The organism is Modestobacter altitudinis (genome assembly GCF_005930475.1).
GTDB lineage: Bacteria > Actinomycetota > Actinomycetes > Mycobacteriales > Geodermatophilaceae > Modestobacter > Modestobacter altitudinis.
Genome location: NZ_SJEW01000033.1, coordinates 34,233 through 51,484 on the forward strand (window position 1 = coordinate 34,233; position 17,252 = coordinate 51,484).

Consider the following 17,252-nt stretch of genomic DNA (forward strand, 5'->3'; position numbering starts at 1 on the left):
GCTCAGCGGCTGCCGCCGCCGATCATCGGGTCGTCCCCGTCGCCGCGCACCGTGGACTCGACGCCCTCGGTGGAGGACGGCGCGGTGTAGCCCTCGGCGTCGTGCTCCTCGATCAGCACGCCGTCCCGCACCGAGTCCGCCGGGGGCTGGTCCACGACGGTCACCGGCTGGGTCGTGGTCGGCTGCGGCGCAACGGTCCCGGTCGGCTGCTGCTGCGGGACGGACTCGACCTGCTGGGGCTGCTCGGACCCCGAGCCGCTCCTCGCCGCGGCCACCGCGGCTCCCGCCGCGGCCACCGCTGCGACGCCAGCGACGACGCTCGTCGCCGACACGCCGGCCTTGCCGCTGTCCCCGCGGGAGAGCGCCGCGTCCCCGACGCCGGGCGTACCGGCGCCGACCCCGTGCTGCACCGAGCCGCGCCACGCGCCGCTCTCGTAGCCCGCGTCCTCGATGAACGCCTTGAACCTCTCCAGGTCCGACCGGGCTTGGCGGCCGACGACGCCGAGCTTGTCGCCGACCTGCTCGACGACGCCCTCGGGCTCGTACTCCAGGCTCAGGTGGACCATCGTGGCGCCGGGACCGGCGGGGGTGAACCGCACGGCACCGGCGTTCGTCGCCCCACCGGTGGCCGCCCAGGCGACCTTCTGGTCGGGCACCTGCTCGAGGACGGCGGCGTCCCACTCGCGCCGGACGCCGGCGATCTCGGCCACCCAGTGCAACCGCTGGTCACCGAGCTGGTGGACCTCCTTCACGCCTCCCATGAAGTGCGGGAACTCCTCGAACTGGGTCCACTGGTTGTAGGCAGTGGTGACCGGCACCTCGACCTGGATCGACTCCTCGACCTTGGTGGTCATCGCCTTCCTCCTTCGTCGCAGGACACTCGCGTCCCTGCGCCCTACCCCGCTGTCCCCCGGTGATGCACGAGGTCAGGCGGCCGCCGGCGGCCGGCACCACAGCGCCTCGACGTCGCCGTCCAGCACCAGGTCGCCCGCCTCGTGGGGCAGGAGGAGGGTCTGCCCGGCCCGGACGATCGCCGCCCCGTCGACTCCCCGCCGTCCGGGGCCCGCCGTGCCGCCGGTGACCACGGGCCGCGGGTCACGATGCCCCGCAGGCCGGCGCCCAGGCACGTCGGCCCAGGTGGGCGCGCAGAGCCCGCGCGACACAGAACGGGACCTGCGTCACTCCTGCTCCTGAGCGGGGCTAATGTTGCCGCGCCCTGTACCGGCTACAGCGGCGCCCCGATCCCGGGCCCCGCCGCCCGCGCACCCACCCGAGTGCTCGTCCCCACGGAGGAACCACGATGCTGTCCCACTTCCGGGCCCGGAAGACGTCCGCGGCCCTGGTCCTGCTCAGCGCGGTGGCGCTCAGCGCCTGCAGCAACGGCGACAACGCCGGTGGCAGTGGCGGCGGAGGTGGCGACGGCGAGGTGGACAAGGTCGGGCTGATGCTCCAGGACATCTCCAACCCGTTCTTCGCCTCGATGCAGAAGAGCATGGAGGACGCCGCCGAGGACCAGGGCTTCGACCTGAACGTGCAGGACGGTCGTCAGGACCTGGGCACCCAGAACGACCAGATCGACACCTTCATCCAGCAGGGCATGGACCTGATCCTGCTCAACGCCGTCGACAGCAGCGGCATCGCCTCGGCCGTCGCCCGGGCCCAGGCCGCGGGCATCACCGTGGTCGCCGTCGACGTCGACGCCGAGGGCGCCGATGCGGCCGTCACCACCGACAACGTGGAGGCCGGCCGGCAGTCCTGCCAGGCGCTGGTCGACGCCCTGGGCGGCAGCGGGAACATCCTCGTCGTCGAGGGCACCCCGACCACGGCGCCGCAGGACCGGGTGAAGGGCTGCGAGGAGGTGCTCGCGGCCAACACCGGCGTCAAGGTGGTGGCCCGCCAGGCCGGCAAGAACGACCGGGCCAGCGGGCTCTCGCTGACCACCGACATGCTCACCGCCAACCAGGACGTCACGGGCATCTTCGCCATCAACGACCCGGAGGCCCTGGGCGCCGACCTCGCCGTCCAGCAGGCCGGTCGCACCGGTGTGACGATCGTCGGCGTCGACGGCTCGCCCGAGGCGGTCACCGCACTGGAGGACCCCTCGTCCAACTTCACCGCGAGCGCGGCGCAGGACCCGGGCGGCATGGCCCTCAAGGCGTTGGAGGTCGGTCAGGGCATCGTCGCCGGCAACGACCCGGCCGAGCGCGTGACCCTGCTGGCGCCCTCCCTCGTGACCAAGGACAACGTGGCCGACTACCAGGGCTGGTGACCTGGTCCGGCTGGCAGGAGGAACTCGTGAACGAGACCGCGACTCCGCTGCTCGAGGTGGAGGGCATCAGCAAGCGCTTCGGCGCGACGCTCGCCCTGTCCGATGTCAGCTTCGACGTCCGGCCGGGTGAGGTGCACGCCCTCATGGGCGAGAACGGCGCCGGCAAGTCGACGCTGATGAAGATCATCTCAGGCAACTACCAGCCGGACACCGGCACCATCCGGATCTCCGGGACCCCCGCTGTCATGGCGTCGCCGCGCGACGCCATGACGGCGGGGGTCGCGATCATCCACCAGGAGCTCAACACCATCCCGGACATGACGGTGGCCGAGAACCTGGCCACCGGCAACGAGCCGGCGCGGTTCGGCGTCCTGGACCGCCGGACGATGGTCGCCCAGGCCCGGGAGAAGCTCGCCCGGGTCGGCGCGCGCATCGACCCGACCCGCCCGATCGGCCGGCTCAGCGTCGGCATGCAGCAGATGGTCGAGATCGCCCGCGCCGTCGCCGAGAACGCCAAGGTGCTCGTGCTCGACGAGCCGACGGCCTCGCTGTCGCGCACCGAGTCCGAGCAGCTGTTCGCGCTGATCCGCTCGATGCGCGACCAGGGCATGGGGCTGATCTACATCAGCCACCGCATGGAGGAGGTGTGGGAACTGGCCGACCGGGTGACCGTCTTCCGCGACGGGAAGCTCATCGGCACCCGGGACATGCGCACCGTCGGGCCCGAGCGGACCAGCCCGGGTGACATCGTGCGGATGATGGTCGGCCGCGAGATCAGCGACCTCTACGTCCGCACCCCGCACCCGGCCGGCGAGGTCCGCCTCGCGGTGCGCGACCTGACCGGGCCGGGCGGGATCGGCCCGGTCTCCTTCGACGTCCGCGGCGGCCAGGTGGTCGGGATGGTGGGCCTCATCGGCGCCGGCCGCACCGAGGTCGCCCGGCTCATCTACGGCGCGGACCGCGCCACCGGGGGCACCGTCTCCCTGGACGGCACCCCGCTGAAGGTGCGCAACCCGCTCGAGGGGCTGCGCGCCGGGGTGGGCCTGCTCCCGGAGAGCCGCAAGGACCAGGCGCTGTTCCTGGACCTGTCGGTCAAGGACAACATCTCGATGTCCACGCTCAAGGAGCACAGCACCGTCGGCGTGCTCCGCGGCGGACCGCTGGTGCGGGCCGTGCGCGGGGTGATGGACCAGCTCAAGGTGCGGTCCAACGCGCTGGGGCTGGAGTCCCGGGCGCTGTCCGGCGGCAACCAGCAGAAGCTGGTGCTCGGCCGGCTGCTGCTGCAACGGCCCAAGCTGCTGATCCTCGACGAGCCCACCCGCGGCGTCGACATCGGCGCGAAGAGCGAGATCTACCGCCTGATCAACGAGATCGCCGGGACCGGCGCCGCCGTCCTGGTCATCTCCTCCGACCTGCCCGAGGCGCTCGGCATCAGCGATCAGCTGCTGGTGATGCGCGCCGGCCGGATCGTGGCCTCCCTCGACGCCCGCGCGGCGAGCGAGGAGACCGTCATGCAACACGCCACCGGCGTCTACGCAGAGGACGCCGCCCCGACCGAGACCGCTGGGACCGCCCGATGAGCACGAGCACCACCCCGACCGCCGACCCCACCGTCCAGCCGCCGGAGAAGCGCGGGTTCCCGGTCGCCTACTGGTGGGACCGGGTCGGCATCTTCCTGGTCCTGCTGCTGCTGATCGCGCTGATGTCGGCGATCGCGCCCAACTTCCTGTCGGTCGACAACGCGGTCAACGTCGCCCGCTCGGTGTCGATCAACGCCATCCTCGCGGCGGGGATGACCGTGGTCATCCTCACCGCGGGCATCGACCTGTCGGTCGGCTCGATCCTCGCCGTGGCCGGGGTGGGCGGCGTCCTGCTGGCCACCAACGGGGTGCCGACGCCGCTGGCCCTGCTGGGCGGCATCGCCGTCGGCGCGCTCTGCGGCGCGGTCAACGGCGCGCTGATCGCCTGGCTGGCGCTGCCGGCGTTCATCGTGACGCTGGGCTCGCTGACCTACCTGCGCGGCCTGGCCTACTCGATGCTCGACGGTCAGCCGCTGGTCGCCACCGACCTCGGTTTCCGCGGCATCGGCAACGGCAGCGTCGCCGGCATCCCGCAGCCGGTGATCGTGATGCTGGTCGTCTACGTGGTGTTCTGGTTCCTGCTGGAGCGCACCCGGTTCGGCCGGCACGTGTACGCCGTCGGCGGCAACATCGAGGCCGCGCGGCTGGCCGGCATCAACGTCAAGCGCGTACTGCTGTCGACCTACATGCTCGCCGGCGCGGCGGCCGGCGTCGCCGGGCTGATCTTCTCCGCGCGGGTCCTGTCGGCCCAGCCCACGGCCGGCACCGGGTACGAACTGGACGCGATCGCCGCCGTGGTGCTGGGCGGCACCTCCCTGGCCGGCGGCCGCGGCCGCATCTTCGGCACCCTGGTGGGTGCGGTGATCATCGGCGTGCTGTCCAACGGCCTGGTGCTGCTGGACGTGCCCTTCTTCTACCAGCTGATGATCAAGGGCGTCGTGATCATCATCGCCATCGCACTGGACAGCCTGAAGCGGTTCGCCCGGTCGACCAGTTGACCGTGCTGCCCTGAGAGCCCACCGCCGACGCCCCGCACGGTCCCGACCGTGCGGGGCGTCGCGCGTCGGGAGCCCGGCAGGCTCCCTCTGGCGTGGTCCCGCGGGGGTCTGGATCATGGGGGCGCACCTGGGACCTGAGTCGCTCGAGGAGGACCGCACCGTGGCCGGACCGCAGCAGGACCTCCCCGACGACTGGCACCAGCCGCTGCGGCACGTGCGCGCCGATCAGCTCTCCGCCGACACCGGCCAGACCACCGGCATGACCCGGCGGGAGGCGGTGTCCGCGCAGACCGTCGGCGCCCAGCGGTTGTGGATGGGCCAGACGCACGTGGCACCGCACACCGGCTCCGGCGACCACCACCACGGCGACTCCGAGACCGCCATCCACGTGCTGCGCGGCCACCCGGAGTTCGTCTTCGCCCAGGCCGGGGAGGAGGTCCGGCTGACCACCGGGCCCGGTGACTACGTCTTCGTGCCGCCGTACACGCCGCACCGCGAGGAGAACCCGCACGACGAGGAGGCGGTGGTGGTGATCGCCCGCAGCAGCCAGGAGGCGATCGTGGTCAACCTCCCGGGCCTGCTCCCGGAGGGCCCCGGCGCCGACGACTGACCCGGGAGCGGCGGCTCGGCCCCGGGGCTAGCGTGATCGCCGTGAGTGAGCCCGTGCGCCCGCCGTCCGAACTCGACCAGCTCGCCGACCGCTTCGTCGAGGACTACGCCGCCTCGCAGCCGACGGTGGCCACCTACATCGGCGTGCCCGGGCACGACGACCGCTGGCCCGACCTCACCCCCGACGGGCACGGCGCGCACGCCCAGCTGCTGACGTCGGTGATCGGCATGGCGAGGCGGATCGAACCGGTCGACCGCCGCGACGAGGTCGCCCGCAGCGCGCTGCTGGAGCGGCTCGGTGCCGAGCTCGCCCGCTACCAGGCGGGCTGGGCCCAGGCCGACCTGAACACCATCGACAGCCCCCTCCAGGGGTTCCGCTCGTCGTTCGACCTGATGCCCACCGCGACCGAGCAGGACTGGGCCACGATCGCCCGCCGGCTGACCGCCCTCCCGGCCGCGTTGGACGGCTACGCCCTCGGGCTGGAGTCCGCGGCCGGCCACGGCCGCACCTCCGCCGCCCGGCAGGTGCGGCTCGGCGCCCAGATCGCCCGCCGCTGGGCCGGCACGCCCGACCGGCCCGGCTTCTTCACCCAGCTGGTGGCGGGCGCACCCGCCGGGTCCGCGGGCCTGACCCGCGACCTGGAGCGGGCCGCGCAGCAGACCGCCGGCGCCCTGCTCGGCTTCGCCGACCGGGTCGAGCAGAGCCTGCTGCCCGCAGCACCCCAGGCCGACGGGGTCGGCCGGGAGCGCTACGCCCTGGAGTCCCGGTACCACGCCGGGATCGACCTCGACCTCGAGGAGACCTACGCCTGGGGGTGGGAGGAGCTGGCTCGGATCGTCGCCGAGAAGGAGGCCGTCACCGAGTCGATCGCACCCGGCCAGGGCGTCGCCGGCGCCGTCGCCGCGCTGGACGCCGACCCGGTCCGCCAGGTCCGCGGCCGGGAGGCGCTGCAGGCCTGGCTGCAGGAGACCGCCGACCGGGCCATCTCCGCGCTGGACGGCGTCCACTTCGACATCCCCGGGCCGGTCCGCCGGATCGAGGGCCGGCTGACGCCGACCTCCGGCGAGGGCGTGTACTACACGGCCCCCAGCGAGGACTTCAGCCGGCCCGGCCGGATGTGGTGGTCGCTGCCCGAGGGCGTCACGGACATGACCACCTGGCGGGAGACGACGACGGTCTTCCACGAGGGCGTCCCCGGCCACCACCTGCAGATCGCCGAGACGGTGCACAACGCCGCGCTGCTCAACCGCTGGCAGCGGCTGCTCTGCGCCTGCTCCGGGCACGCCGAGGGCTGGGCGCTGTACTCCGAGCGGCTGATGGCCGAGCTCGGGTTCCTCGACGACCCCGGTGACCGGCTGGGCATGCTCGACGCCCAGGAGCTGCGCGCGGCCCGGGTGGTGCTGGACATCGGCGTGCACCTGGACCTCCCGATCCCCGCCGGGCGGGCGACCGGTGAGCGGTGGACCTACGACGTCGCCCTGGCCTTCCTCCGCACCCACGTGGACATGGAGGACGCGATGCGCGTCGACGAGCTGCACCGCTACCTGGGCTGGCCGGGCCAGGCGCCGGTCTACAAGGTGGGTGAGCGGGTCTTCCTCACCTGCCGGGAGCAGGCCCAGCTGCGCGGCGGCGCCGACTTCGACCTCAAGGCCTGGCACCGCGCCGTCCTCGACCTCGGCCCGCTGGGCCTGGCGCCGCTCGCCGCGGAGCTCGCCCGGATGTGACGGCCCGGCCGTCCCGCCGGGTGCGGGACGGCCGACCGACTGCTCTGCGGGTCCGGGATCGATCCCACCCGTGGTCGGTGCGCGCCCCATGCGTCCCGGAGCCGTCCGGAGAGCCCGTCCGGCCGAGATCGAACTGGACGAACCGACCCGTCACCGTCGGCAGAACCTGACGCCTGACGCGGCGCGTCGAGCCTGCTCGGCGGCACTCCTGAGGTGTCTGCGGCGGGTGTGACTGCTGGGGTCCGGCGTAACACGGACGACATTTGACCCGCCCGCAGGACACCCGTGTAATTCACCCCAACAGGTCACCGACGGTGACCCGCGGCAGTCGTCGAGTGACGAACGCCGAACCGAGACGCAGGGGGACGCATCGTGACCATCGCCGACGTGACATGGATGGACGACTACCGGGCTGCCGCCGTGGAGGCCACGCCGGTCACCTACGGGACCGACGTGCTCGGCCTGGCCACGGTGTTCGACGCCGGCTTCCCGGGCATGGACGCCGAGGAGCAGGGCTGGCAGGAGCAGGCGCTGTGCGCCGAGACCGACCCCGAGGCGTTCTTCCCCGAGAAGGGTGGCTCGACCCGCGAGGCCAAGAAGATCTGCACCGGCTGCCAGGTCCGCACCGAGTGCCTGGAGTACGCGCTGGCCAACGACGAGCGCTTCGGCATCTGGGGCGGCCTGTCCGAGCGCGAGCGTCGCCGGCTCCGTCGCCGCGCCTCCTGAGAAAGTAGAAGGACCCCGTCCTCCTCACCCCTCGCACGCTCGCGGCGAGCCTCTGGACGGGGCCACGGCTGGCCGCCCGCCGATGATCAGGCGCGGTCAGTCAGGGTAGGAAGGGCTCGTGCGAGCCATCTCCTACAGCCAGCCCGGTGGTCCCGAGGTCCTTCAACTCGGGAACCGCCCCACCCCCGAACCCGGTCCCGGTGAGGTCCGGGTGCGCCTGGCCTTCTCCGGCGTGAACCCCACCGACTGGAAGTCCCGCAGCAAGACCCAGCCCGGCCCCGGCGGGCAGGTGCCCGACCAGGACGGCTCCGGCACCGTCGACTCCGTCGGCGAGGGCGTCGACCCGGTGCTCGTCGGCGAGCGGGTGTGGATCTGGGAGGCCGCCTGGCAGCGGCCGCACGGCACGGCGGCCGAGTACACCGTCGTCCCGGCCCGCCAGACCGTGCTGCTGGGCCCGGACCCGTCGTTCGAGCTCGGTGCCAGCCTCGGCATCCCGTTCCTGACCGCCCACCGCTGCCTGACCGTCGCCGAGTCGCTGCCCGACCGGATCGGCCCCGGAACCCTCACCGGCCGCACCGTGCTGGTCCAGGGCGGGGCGGGCGCGGTCGGCAACGCCGCGATCCAGCTCGCCCGCTGGGCCGACGCCACCGTCATCACGACCGTCAGCGGGCCGGCCAAGGCACAGCTGGCCGCGAAGGCCGGCGCGGACCACGTCGTCGACTACCGGCAGCAGGACGTCGTCGCCGAGGTCAGGAAGATCGCCCCGCACGGCGTCGACGCCATCGTCGAGGTCTCCGCCGCCAGCAACGCCGCCGTCGACGCGCAGGTCGTCGGGATGTACGGCTCGATCGCGATGTACGCCGACGACGGCGGCGCCGAGGTGACCATCCCGGTGCGTGCCCAGATGGCCCCGAACGCGCGCTGGCAGTTCGTGCTGGTCTACACCGAGCCCCGGCGGGCCAAGGAGCTCGGCGTCGAGGACGTCAACGCCGCGGTGCTCGACGGCGCCGTCCGGGTCGGCGAGGACGCCGGGCTGCCGCTGCACGTCTTCCCGCTGGCCGAGACCGCCGCCGCCCACCAGGCCGTCCAGGACGGCGCCGTCGGCAAGGTCCTCATCGACGTCACGAGCTGAGGGAGCTGATGGAGTCCCAGCGCATCACTTCCCGAACGCTGGGACTCCACCCGTCAGCCGACGCCGAGGGAGCGGGCGATGAGCATCCGCTGCACCTCGCTGGTGCCCTCGCCGATCTCCAGGATCTTCGCGTCCCGGTAGAACCGGCCGACCGGGAACTCGTTCATGAACCCGTACCCGCCGTGCACCTGGGCGGCGTAGCGCGCGTTCTCCATCGCCATCTCCGAGCTGTACAGCTTGGCGATCGACGCCTCCCGCCGGAACGGCTCACCGCGCAGCATCTTCTCCGCGGCCCGGTAGTAGGCCAGTCGCGCGGTGGAGGCACGCACCTCCATGTCGGCGATCATGAACTGCACCGCCTGGTTGCGGCCGATCGGCTGACCGAACGCCTCCCGCTCCGCGGCGTACTTGACGCTCTCGTCCACGCAGCCCTGGGCCAGCCCGACGGCGAGTGCGGAGATGGCGATCCGCCCCTCGTCCAGGATCGACAGGAACTGCGCGTAGCCGCGGCCGCGCTCCCCCACCAGGTTCGCCTCGGGCACCCGGACGTCGGTGAAGGCGAGCTCGCGGGTGTCCGAGGCGTTCCAGCCCACCTTGGAGTACCGCTTGCCGACGGCGAAGCCCTCGGTGCCCGACGGGACGGCGATCGCGGAGATCTCCTTCTTCCCGTCCGGCTTCGTGCCGGTGACCGCGGTGACGATGACCAGCTCGGTCAGCTCGGTGCCGGAGTTGGTGATGAACGCCTTCGAGCCGTTGATCACCCACTCGCCGTCCTCGAGCCGGGCGGTGGTCCGGGTGGCGCCGGCGTCCGAGCCGCCACCAGGCTCGGTGAGCCCGAACGCCCCCAGTGCCTCCCCGGCGCACAGCCGGGGCAGCCACTGCTGCTTCTGCTCCTCGGTGCCGAACCGGAAGATCGGCATGGCACCGAGGGAGACGCCGGCCTCCAGGGTGATCGCCACGGAGCTGTCCACCCGGGCGAGCTCCTCCAGGGCGACGCACAGGGTGAAGTAGTCCCCGCCCGAGCCGCCGTACTCCTCGGGGAACGGCAGGCCGAACAGCCCGAGCTCCCCCATCTGCCGCACGATGTCGGTCGGGAACTCGTCGCGCTCGTAGAACCCGCCGATCTGCGGGGCCACGACCTCGAGGGCGAACTCGCGGACCACCTTCCGCAGCGCCTCGGTCTCCTCGTCGAGCCGGTAGTCCAGCACGTCTACTCCTCCCCGCCGGGCGCCGGTGGGGTCACCACGGCCACCCGCTCGTCCAGCCGGACCTGGTGGCCGGCCGTCACCGGGAGCTCGGTGACCGTCCCCGCGACCGGGGCGGTCAGCACGTGCTCCATCTTCATCGCCTCGACGACGAGCAGCGGGGTCCCCGCTGCGACCTCGTCTCCGAGGGACACCTGCACCACGGTCACCGTCCCGGGCATCGGGGCGGTCACCGAGCCGTCGGTCCCGGCCGCGGCGTCCGGGGGCGCCAGCCGCTCGTGCTCGCGCAGCGCCGCGACGTGGCCGTCGACGGCGAGCCAGACGGTGCCCGCGGCGTGCACCACGGTGACGTGGGTGGTCACGTCGTCCAGGGTCACGGCGAGCAGGTCGTCGTCCCGGCGGACCCGGGCGGCCATCGGCGCCCCGTCCGCCACCTGCACCTGGGCCGCGGCGGCCCGGCCGCGGACGCGGACGGTCACCGGCTGCCCGCCGGGCGCCTGCAGCCGCCGGACCGTCCAGGCCGCCTCCCCCAGCCGCCAGCCGGAGGTGTCGTCCCACGGGTCGGCGGCCCGGGTCGGCTCGCCCTCGAGCAGCAGGGCCAGCGCCGCGGACGCGTAGACGTGCGGCGGGGGCGGCTGGAGCTGCGTCAGCGCCGCACCCCGCCGCTCGATCAGCCCGGTGTCCAGCCGGCCCGCGACGACGTCGGGGTCGTTCAGCAGGTCGCGCAGGAACGTGGTGTTGGTGGCCACGCCGAGGACGGCGGTGCCGGCCAGCGCCGTCACCAGCCGCGCCCGGGCGGTCTCCCGGTCCGGCCCCCAGGCGATGACCTTGGCCAGCATCGGGTCGTAGTCGGTGCCGACGACCCCGCCCACCCGCAGCGAGCTGTCGACCCGGATCCCCGGGCCGGTCGGCTCGAGCAGCCCGACGACGTCCCCGGCCTGCGGCAGGAACCCGCGGACCGGGTCCTCGGCGTAGACCCGGGCCTCGATGGCGTGCCCGTCCAGGACGACGTCGCTCTGCCCGATCGGCAGCCGCTCCCCCGCCGCGACCCGGACCTGCAGCTCCACCAGGTCCAGCCCGGTGACGCACTCGGTGACCGGGTGCTCGACCTGCAGCCGGGTGTTCATCTCCAGGAAGAAGAAGTCCCCCGGGCTGTCGGCGTCGACGATGAACTCGACCGTGCCGGCGCCGGTGTAGCCGACCGCGCGGGCCGCCTCGACCGCCGCGCCGCCCATCCGGGCCCGCATATCGGTGGTCAGCAGCGGTGAGGGCGCCTCCTCGATGACCTTCTGGTGCCGGCGCTGCAGGCTGCACTCGCGTTCCCCGAGGTGGATCACGGTGCCGTGCGCGTCGCCGAAGACCTGCACCTCGATGTGCCGGGAGTTCCCGAGGTACCGCTCGACCAGCAGGGTGTCGTCGCCGAAGGAGCCGCGGGCCTCGCGGCGGGCGCCGGCGATCTGCTCGGCGAGCTCATCGGGGCCGCGCACCACCCGCATGCCCTTGCCGCCGCCGCCCGCGCTGGGCTTGAGCAGCACCGGGAAGCCGACCTCGACCGCGGCGAGCGCGACCGCGTCGTCGTCCATGCCCGGTTCGGTCCGGCCCGGGACGACGGGCACACCGGCCGCCGCCACGGTCTGCTTGGCCCGGATCTTGTCGCCCATCGCCTCGATCGCGTCGACCGGGGGCCCGATGAACACGATGCCGGCGGCGGCGCAGGCCCGGGCGAAGTCGACGTTCTCGGAGAGGAAGCCGTACCCGGGGTGGACGGCCTGCGCGCCGGTGCGGAGGGCGGCGTCCAGCACCCGCTCGATGGACAGGTAGCTCTGCGCGGCCGGCGCCGGGCCGATCGGCACGGCGACGTCGGCCAGTCGGGTGTGCAGCGCGCCGGTGTCGGCGTCGCTGTGCACCGCGACCGAGCGGATGCCCATCCGCCGCAGGGTGCGGATGACCCGGACGGCGATCTCGCCACGGTTGGCGACCAGGACGGTCTCGAACACCGCTCACCACCTCCCACGAGGGCAGGAGTGGCCACTTCTGCCCCGGGGGGTGCGGTCAGGCTGCCTTGCGGGTGCTCTTCGCGAGGACGAGGTCGGCCTTGCCGACCTTGACCAGCCGGCGCTTCTTGACGGTGTACCCGGGCGGGAGGTTGCCCTCGGCGAGCGCGCGCAGCGGACAGCGGCCGCAGCGCGGCTTGTCCTCGCAGCACTTCTTCTTGGGCATCTTGGCCGGCTTCCCCACGCGGTGAGGTTAGCCATGCCTTCCCCACCCGTCGAGGTGGCGGGCGTGTCGCCCGCTACGGTTCCGAGGACGTCGTCCCACCGCACCGAGGAGCACCCATGGCCGCCGACGCCTTCGTCGAGAAGCTCAACGAGCAGATCGGCCACGAGTTCGCCGCGCACCACCAGTACATCGCCATCGCGGTGTACTTCGACGAGCTGACCATGCCGCAGATGGCGCAGCTCTTCTTCGACCAGGCGGTCGAGGAGCGCAACCACGCGATGATGATGGTCCGTTACCTGCTCGACGCCGACGCGCCCGTGGCCATCCCCGGCGTCGTCGGCCCGGTCACCAGGTTCCAGGACGTGGTCGGGCCGGTCTCGCTCGCGCTGGAGCAGGAGAAGCGGGTCACCCAGCAGATCAACGAGCTCATCGGCATCGCGCGACGGGAGAACGACTACTCCTCCGACCAGTTCATGCAGTGGTTCATCAAGGAGCAGGTCGAGGAGGTCAGCAAGATGAGCGACCTGCTGGCCGTCGTCCGCCGCTCCGCCCACGACGTCGAGCAGATCGAGGACTACGTCAAGCGGGAGACCGTCCCCGAGGGCGTCGACCCGACCGCGCCGCGGATCGCCGGCGTCTGAGTCCTGAGGGCCATGGTGGCCACCATGGCCCTCAGGGACGACGTCACATGCGGAAGACGCCATAGCCGACCTCCTCCAACGGGGCGTTGGCGCACGCGGACAGCGCGAGCCCGAGCACGGTCCGGGTCCGGGCCGGGTCGATGACCCCGTCGTCCCAGAGCCGGGCGGTGGCGTGGAACGGGTGGCCCTGGTCCTCGTACTGGTCGCGGATCGGCGCCTTGAACGCCTCCTCGTCCGCGACCGACCACTCCTGCCCGCGGGCCTCGAACCCGTCGCGGCGGACGGTGGCCAGCACGCTGGCCGCCTGCTCCCCGCCCATCACCGAGATGCGCGAGTTCGGCCAGGTGAACAGGAACCGCGGCGAGTACGCCCGGCCGCACATCGAGTAGTTGCCGGCGCCGAACGAGCCACCGATCACGACGGTCAGCTTGGGCACCCGGGCGGTGGCGACGGCGGTGACCATCTTGGCGCCGTGCTTGGCGATGCCGCCGGCCTCGTAGTCGCGGCCGACCATGAACCCGGAGATGTTCTGCAGGAACAGCAGCGGGATCTTCCGGCGGTCGCAGAGCTCGATGAAGTGCGCGCCCTTGAGCGCGGACTCGCTGAACAGCACGCCGTTGTTGGCGATGATCCCGACCGGGTGGCCGTGCAGCCGGGCGAAGCCGGTCACCAGCGTCTGCCCGTAGAGCGGCTTGAACTCGGCGAACCGGCTGCCGTCGACCAGCCGGGCGATGACCTCGCGGACGTCGTAGGGCGTGCGGGTGTCGGTGGGGACCACCTCGTAGACCGAGGCAGGGTCGTACCGCGGCTCCTCGACCGGCTCGACGTCCCACGGCCGGGCCTCCCGCGGGCCCAGCGTGCCGACGATCTGCCGGACGATCTGCAGCGCGTGCGCGTCGTCCTCGGCCAGGTGGTCGGTCACCCCGCTGACCCGGGAGTGCAGCTCGCCGCCGCCGAGGTCCTCGGCGGTGACCTCCTCCCCCGTCGCCGCCTTCACCAGCGGCGGGCCGCCCAGGAAGATCGTGCCCTGGCCGCGGACGATGACCGCCTCGTCACTCATCGCCGGCACGTAGGCGCCGCCGGCGGTGCACGAACCGAGGACGGCGGCGACCTGCGCGATCCCGGCCTTGGACAGGTTGGCCTGGTTGAAGAAGATCCGGCCGAAGTGGTCGCGGTCGGGGAAGACCTCGTCCTGCAGCGGGAGGAAGGCGCCGCCGGAGTCGACCAGGTAGACGCAGGGCAGTCGGTTCTGGAGCGCCACCTCCTGGGCGCGCAGGTGCTTCTTCACCGTCATCGGGTAGTAGGTGCCGCCCTTGACGGTGGCGTCGTTCGCGACGACGACGACCTCGCGCCCGGACACCCGGCCGATGCCGGTGATGATGCCGGCGGCCGGCGCGTCGCCGTCGTAGAGACCGTGCGCGGCCAGCGGGGACAGCTCGAGGAACGGGCTGCCCGGGTCCAGCAGCGCGTCCACGCGCTCGCGGGGCAGCAGCTTGCCGCGGGAGACGTGCCGCTCGCGGGCCCGCTCCCCACCGCCGAGCGCCACCCGGGCCAGCTCGTCGGCCAGCCCGCCGGCCAGCGCGGCGTGGTGCGCGGCATTGCGCGCGGCCGCCGCCGGGTCCGCCGGCGGGGCACTGGAGAGCACCGGTGCGTCCACGGGGTGAGGTTAACCACCGTTCACACTGTCGGTCCAGTGTGAACTGCCGTTAACCTCTGTCCGTGACGTCCCCGCCGGACAGCGCGCTGCACAGCGACGCGGCGAACCCCTCGCGGCGGGAGCAGATCCTGCGCGCCGCGGCCCAGCTGTTCGCCGAGCGCGGGTCGCGCGCGGTCGGCGTGGACGACGTCGGCGCGGCCGTCGGCGTCACCGGCCCGGCCATCTACCGGCACTTCGCGAGCAAGGACGCGATGCTCGCCGAGATGCTGCTGCGGATCAGCGAGCGGCTGCTGGCCGGCGGCACCGAGCGGATCGCCGCGGCCGGCGACTCCCCCGCCGCCCAGCTGCGCGCGCTGGTCGACTTCCACGTCGACTTCGCGCTGGACAACCCCGCGCTGATCACCGTGCAGGACCGCGACCTGGGGGCGCTGAGCGACCCCGACGCCCGCCGGGTGCGCCAGCTGCAGCGGAGCTACGTCGAGGAGTGGGTCGCCGTCCTCGTCCGGGTGCACCCGGACGCGTCGACGGCGGCCTGCCGGGCGCGCGCCCACGCGGTGTTCGGCCTGATCAACTCCACCCCGCACAGCGCGGGGCGGCTGGCCCGCCCGACGATGGCCGCACTGCTCGCCGACATGGCGATCGCCGCCGCGACCGCCTAGTCGGAACCGGCGGCGTCCGGCAGGGACAGAGCGGAGCTGGCCAGCGCGTCCAGCGCCGAGGAGGTGCCGGCGCCGCCGGTCCAGGAGGTCTCCACGATCGTCACCGTGGTGTCCTGCTGGGCGCTGGCGTACTGGGCGCCGGAGAGCTTGGCCGGTCCGCCGTCGTAGCCGACGCCCTCGCGGAGCAGGTCGTTGACGTTGCCGCTGCCGTCGGTGTCGGCCAACGAGCGCAGCGCCTGCGCGTTGGCGACGTCGGGCATGGTCACCCGGGACAGCGAGACGACGGCGGGCTGCCCACCGGCGTCGGCCGACCACAGCGACCGGCGCAGGCCGGTGCAGTCGGAGCTGGCGAAGAACGCGGCGACGGCGTCGTAGGCGTGCCCCCGGCAGGTGTCGTCGACCTCGACCGCCCGCAGCGTGAAGGTGGTGCCGTTGACCACCTCGGTCGTGCCCACCGCGGGGCCGGCCGGGGCCGAGGTCGGGGCGGGCGCGCTGGTCGTCTCCGCCGGCCGGTCGGCGTCGGCGTCGGCGTCGCCGCTGCCCAGCGCCCAGATCCCGATGCCGGCCACGACGAGCAGCAGCACGAGCGCCGCGGCCACGACCACGAGCGTGCGACGCCGGTCCGGCGCCCCGGCGTCCGCGGCCGAGCTGCCGCCCGGCGGCGGGGCGCCGACCAGCGGCCGGGGCCGCAGCTCCGGTGGCAGCTCGCGCGGCCGGGACGGGGCGACGGCGACGGTCCCGTCCTCGCCGAACAACCCACCGATGCCCCCGGTGTCCTCGGCCGCCGGACGCGGCTCGACGACGCCCGGCCCACCGGCCACGGCGGTCGCGGGCTCGCCGGTCAGCGCCATGGTGTCCCTGGAGCGGACCGAGCGCAGCTCCACCGGCACGGTGGGCTGGTACGGCGCCGGCGCGGCGGGACGGGCGACCGCAGCCGGCACCGGCTCGGGAGCAGGCGTCGATGCGGGCGTCGGCCCGGGGGCGGCCCGCTCGGCCTCCTCCTGCGCCTGGACCGCCGCCGCTGCGACCCGGGCCGCGGCGGCCGGGTCGACCAGCGGCCCGGCCGGGGCCACCCGGTCGACCCCCGCGCCGGTCAGCGGGACGGCGGCGACCCGGCTCGGTGAGGCGTTCAGCGCGGCAGGGGTCAGCAGGTCGGGTCGGCGGAGCACGTAGGGCGAGTACGGGAAGCCCTCGCCGTTGAGCTCCTCGACCGTGGGGGTGCGGCCGGCCACGCCGAGGGCCTCGACGGCGGCGCGCACGTCGGCCGTCGTCCAGAGCCGGGGGTTGTCGGTGCCCGCGTAGCGGGCGGCCCGGGCCACGCCCAGCAGCAGCGAGCTCGGCTCGACCAGCGCGACCTGGTCGCCCTCCCCCAGGTCACCGTCGGCGGGCAGCAGACCGGTCACCGGGCCGGTGAGCACGGTGAGCCGGGCGATCCGACCGGGCTCCAGGCCGGCCTTGCGCAGCGTCACGGCGGCGTGCATGCCGGCGCTCATCAGGCCCTCGAGCGGGGTGGAGCCACCGCCGTCGAGCTGCAGGACGTCGCCGGGCCCGTCGCCGGGGCCGATGGTCCAGGCGCCGTCGGCGTGGGCGGTGACCACGCCGGAGTTCCGCTGGACCTCAACCACCCGGACCACGGCCACACCCTCGGGCACGAACAGCACCGCGTCGGCCTGCCGGCGCCCCATCGGCCCCTCGACCACCGGCAGCGAGGCCACCACGGCACCGCGCACACCGCTGCCGGTGTCCCAGCCGGCCAGCTCGGCGAAGAACGCACGCTCGGCGGCCGTCTGCAACGGCGTCGGCGTGAGGATCAGCACGGGCTCTCCAGGGG

Annotated in this window: 16 protein-coding genes; 9 read left to right on the plus strand and 7 right to left on the minus strand. The window is 73.6% G+C overall.

What is annotated here, in order from left to right; translation table 11 throughout:
* Positions 1–2: 2 nt before the first annotated feature.
* Together FHL79_RS13735 and FHL79_RS13740 are read right to left on the minus strand one after the other, a co-directional pair.
* Positions 3–854 carry an SRPBCC family protein gene (locus tag FHL79_RS13735; RefSeq protein WP_138759152.1) on the minus strand — a complete coding sequence of 284 codons (852 nt, stop codon included), beginning with the start codon at positions 852–854 and terminating at the stop codon, positions 3–5.
* A 72-nt stretch (positions 855–926) separates the two neighbouring features.
* A complete protein-coding gene (locus tag FHL79_RS13740) occupies positions 927–1,085 on the minus strand; it encodes a hypothetical protein (protein ID WP_179966094.1) in 159 nt (52 codons plus the stop codon).
* Positions 1,086–1,300: 215 nt separating this feature from the next.
* Here FHL79_RS13740 and FHL79_RS13745 point away from each other — a divergent pair, with 215 nt between their 5' ends.
* The 7 genes from FHL79_RS13745 (at position 1,301) to FHL79_RS13775 (ending at position 9,039) form a co-directional block, all read left to right on the plus strand.
* Positions 1,301–2,269: an ABC transporter substrate-binding protein gene (locus tag FHL79_RS13745; RefSeq protein ID WP_138759153.1), complete on the plus strand. Its 969-nt coding sequence runs from the start codon at positions 1,301–1,303 to the stop codon at positions 2,267–2,269.
* A gap of 26 nt (positions 2,270–2,295) precedes the next feature.
* Complete coding sequence (locus FHL79_RS13750; RefSeq protein ID WP_138759154.1) at positions 2,296–3,849, plus strand: sugar ABC transporter ATP-binding protein; 1,554 nt, start codon at positions 2,296–2,298, stop codon at positions 3,847–3,849.
* Positions 3,846–4,847, plus strand: a complete 1,002-nt coding sequence (locus FHL79_RS13755; protein ID WP_138759155.1) for an ABC transporter permease — start codon at positions 3,846–3,848, stop codon at positions 4,845–4,847. The genes FHL79_RS13750 and FHL79_RS13755 overlap by 4 nt, the downstream gene beginning before the upstream one ends.
* A gap of 160 nt (positions 4,848–5,007) precedes the next feature.
* Positions 5,008–5,457 (plus strand): cupin domain-containing protein, encoded by a 450-nt coding sequence (locus FHL79_RS13760; protein WP_138759156.1) that lies wholly within the window; start codon positions 5,008–5,010, stop codon positions 5,455–5,457.
* A gap of 41 nt (positions 5,458–5,498) precedes the next feature.
* Entirely contained in the window at positions 5,499–7,181 is a 1,683-nt protein-coding gene (locus FHL79_RS13765) for a DUF885 domain-containing protein (RefSeq protein ID WP_138759157.1), read from the plus strand.
* Positions 7,182–7,577: 396 nt separating this feature from the next.
* Positions 7,578–7,907 (plus strand): WhiB family transcriptional regulator, encoded by a 330-nt coding sequence (locus tag FHL79_RS13770; RefSeq protein ID WP_246080769.1) that lies wholly within the window; start codon positions 7,578–7,580, stop codon positions 7,905–7,907.
* A 118-nt stretch (positions 7,908–8,025) separates the two neighbouring features.
* Positions 8,026–9,039, plus strand: coding sequence for an NADPH:quinone reductase (locus tag FHL79_RS13775; RefSeq protein ID WP_138759159.1), 1,014 nt, complete (start codon positions 8,026–8,028; stop codon positions 9,037–9,039).
* A 53-nt stretch (positions 9,040–9,092) separates the two neighbouring features.
* Here FHL79_RS13775 and FHL79_RS13780 read toward each other — a convergent pair whose 3' ends face one another.
* The 3 genes from FHL79_RS13780 to FHL79_RS13790 are packed head-to-tail and all read right to left on the minus strand — an operon-like array spanning position 9,093 to position 12,482.
* On the minus strand, positions 9,093–10,247 hold the full coding sequence (locus FHL79_RS13780; RefSeq protein ID WP_138759160.1) for an acyl-CoA dehydrogenase family protein: 1,155 nt from the start codon (positions 10,245–10,247) through the stop codon (positions 9,093–9,095).
* A gap of 2 nt (positions 10,248–10,249) precedes the next feature.
* Positions 10,250–12,241, minus strand: coding sequence for an acetyl/propionyl/methylcrotonyl-CoA carboxylase subunit alpha (locus FHL79_RS13785; protein ID WP_138759161.1), 1,992 nt, complete (start codon positions 12,239–12,241; stop codon positions 10,250–10,252).
* A 55-nt stretch (positions 12,242–12,296) separates the two neighbouring features.
* A complete protein-coding gene (locus FHL79_RS13790) occupies positions 12,297–12,482 on the minus strand; it encodes a hypothetical protein (RefSeq protein WP_138759162.1) in 186 nt (61 codons plus the stop codon).
* A gap of 98 nt (positions 12,483–12,580) precedes the next feature.
* On the opposite strand from FHL79_RS13790, the gene FHL79_RS13795 reads away from it, so the two are divergent.
* The gene (locus FHL79_RS13795) at positions 12,581–13,105 is read left to right on the plus strand and encodes a ferritin (RefSeq protein ID WP_138759163.1); all 525 of its coding nucleotides are present in this window, start codon (positions 12,581–12,583) and stop codon (positions 13,103–13,105) included.
* A gap of 43 nt (positions 13,106–13,148) precedes the next feature.
* Here FHL79_RS13795 and FHL79_RS13800 read toward each other — a convergent pair whose 3' ends face one another.
* Positions 13,149–14,762: a carboxyl transferase domain-containing protein gene (locus FHL79_RS13800; RefSeq protein ID WP_138759164.1), complete on the minus strand. Its 1,614-nt coding sequence runs from the start codon at positions 14,760–14,762 to the stop codon at positions 13,149–13,151.
* Between the two features lie 62 nt (positions 14,763–14,824).
* Between FHL79_RS13800 and FHL79_RS13805 the strand changes: the two genes are divergently transcribed.
* Positions 14,825–15,421 (plus strand): SACE_7040 family transcriptional regulator, encoded by a 597-nt coding sequence (locus FHL79_RS13805; protein WP_138759165.1) that lies wholly within the window; start codon positions 14,825–14,827, stop codon positions 15,419–15,421.
* Here FHL79_RS13805 and FHL79_RS13810 read toward each other — a convergent pair.
* On the minus strand, positions 15,418–17,252 hold a 1,835-nt coding region (locus FHL79_RS13810), incomplete at its 5' end, for a hypothetical protein (RefSeq protein WP_246080767.1). The two genes, FHL79_RS13805 and FHL79_RS13810, sit on opposite strands and share 4 nt — an antisense overlap.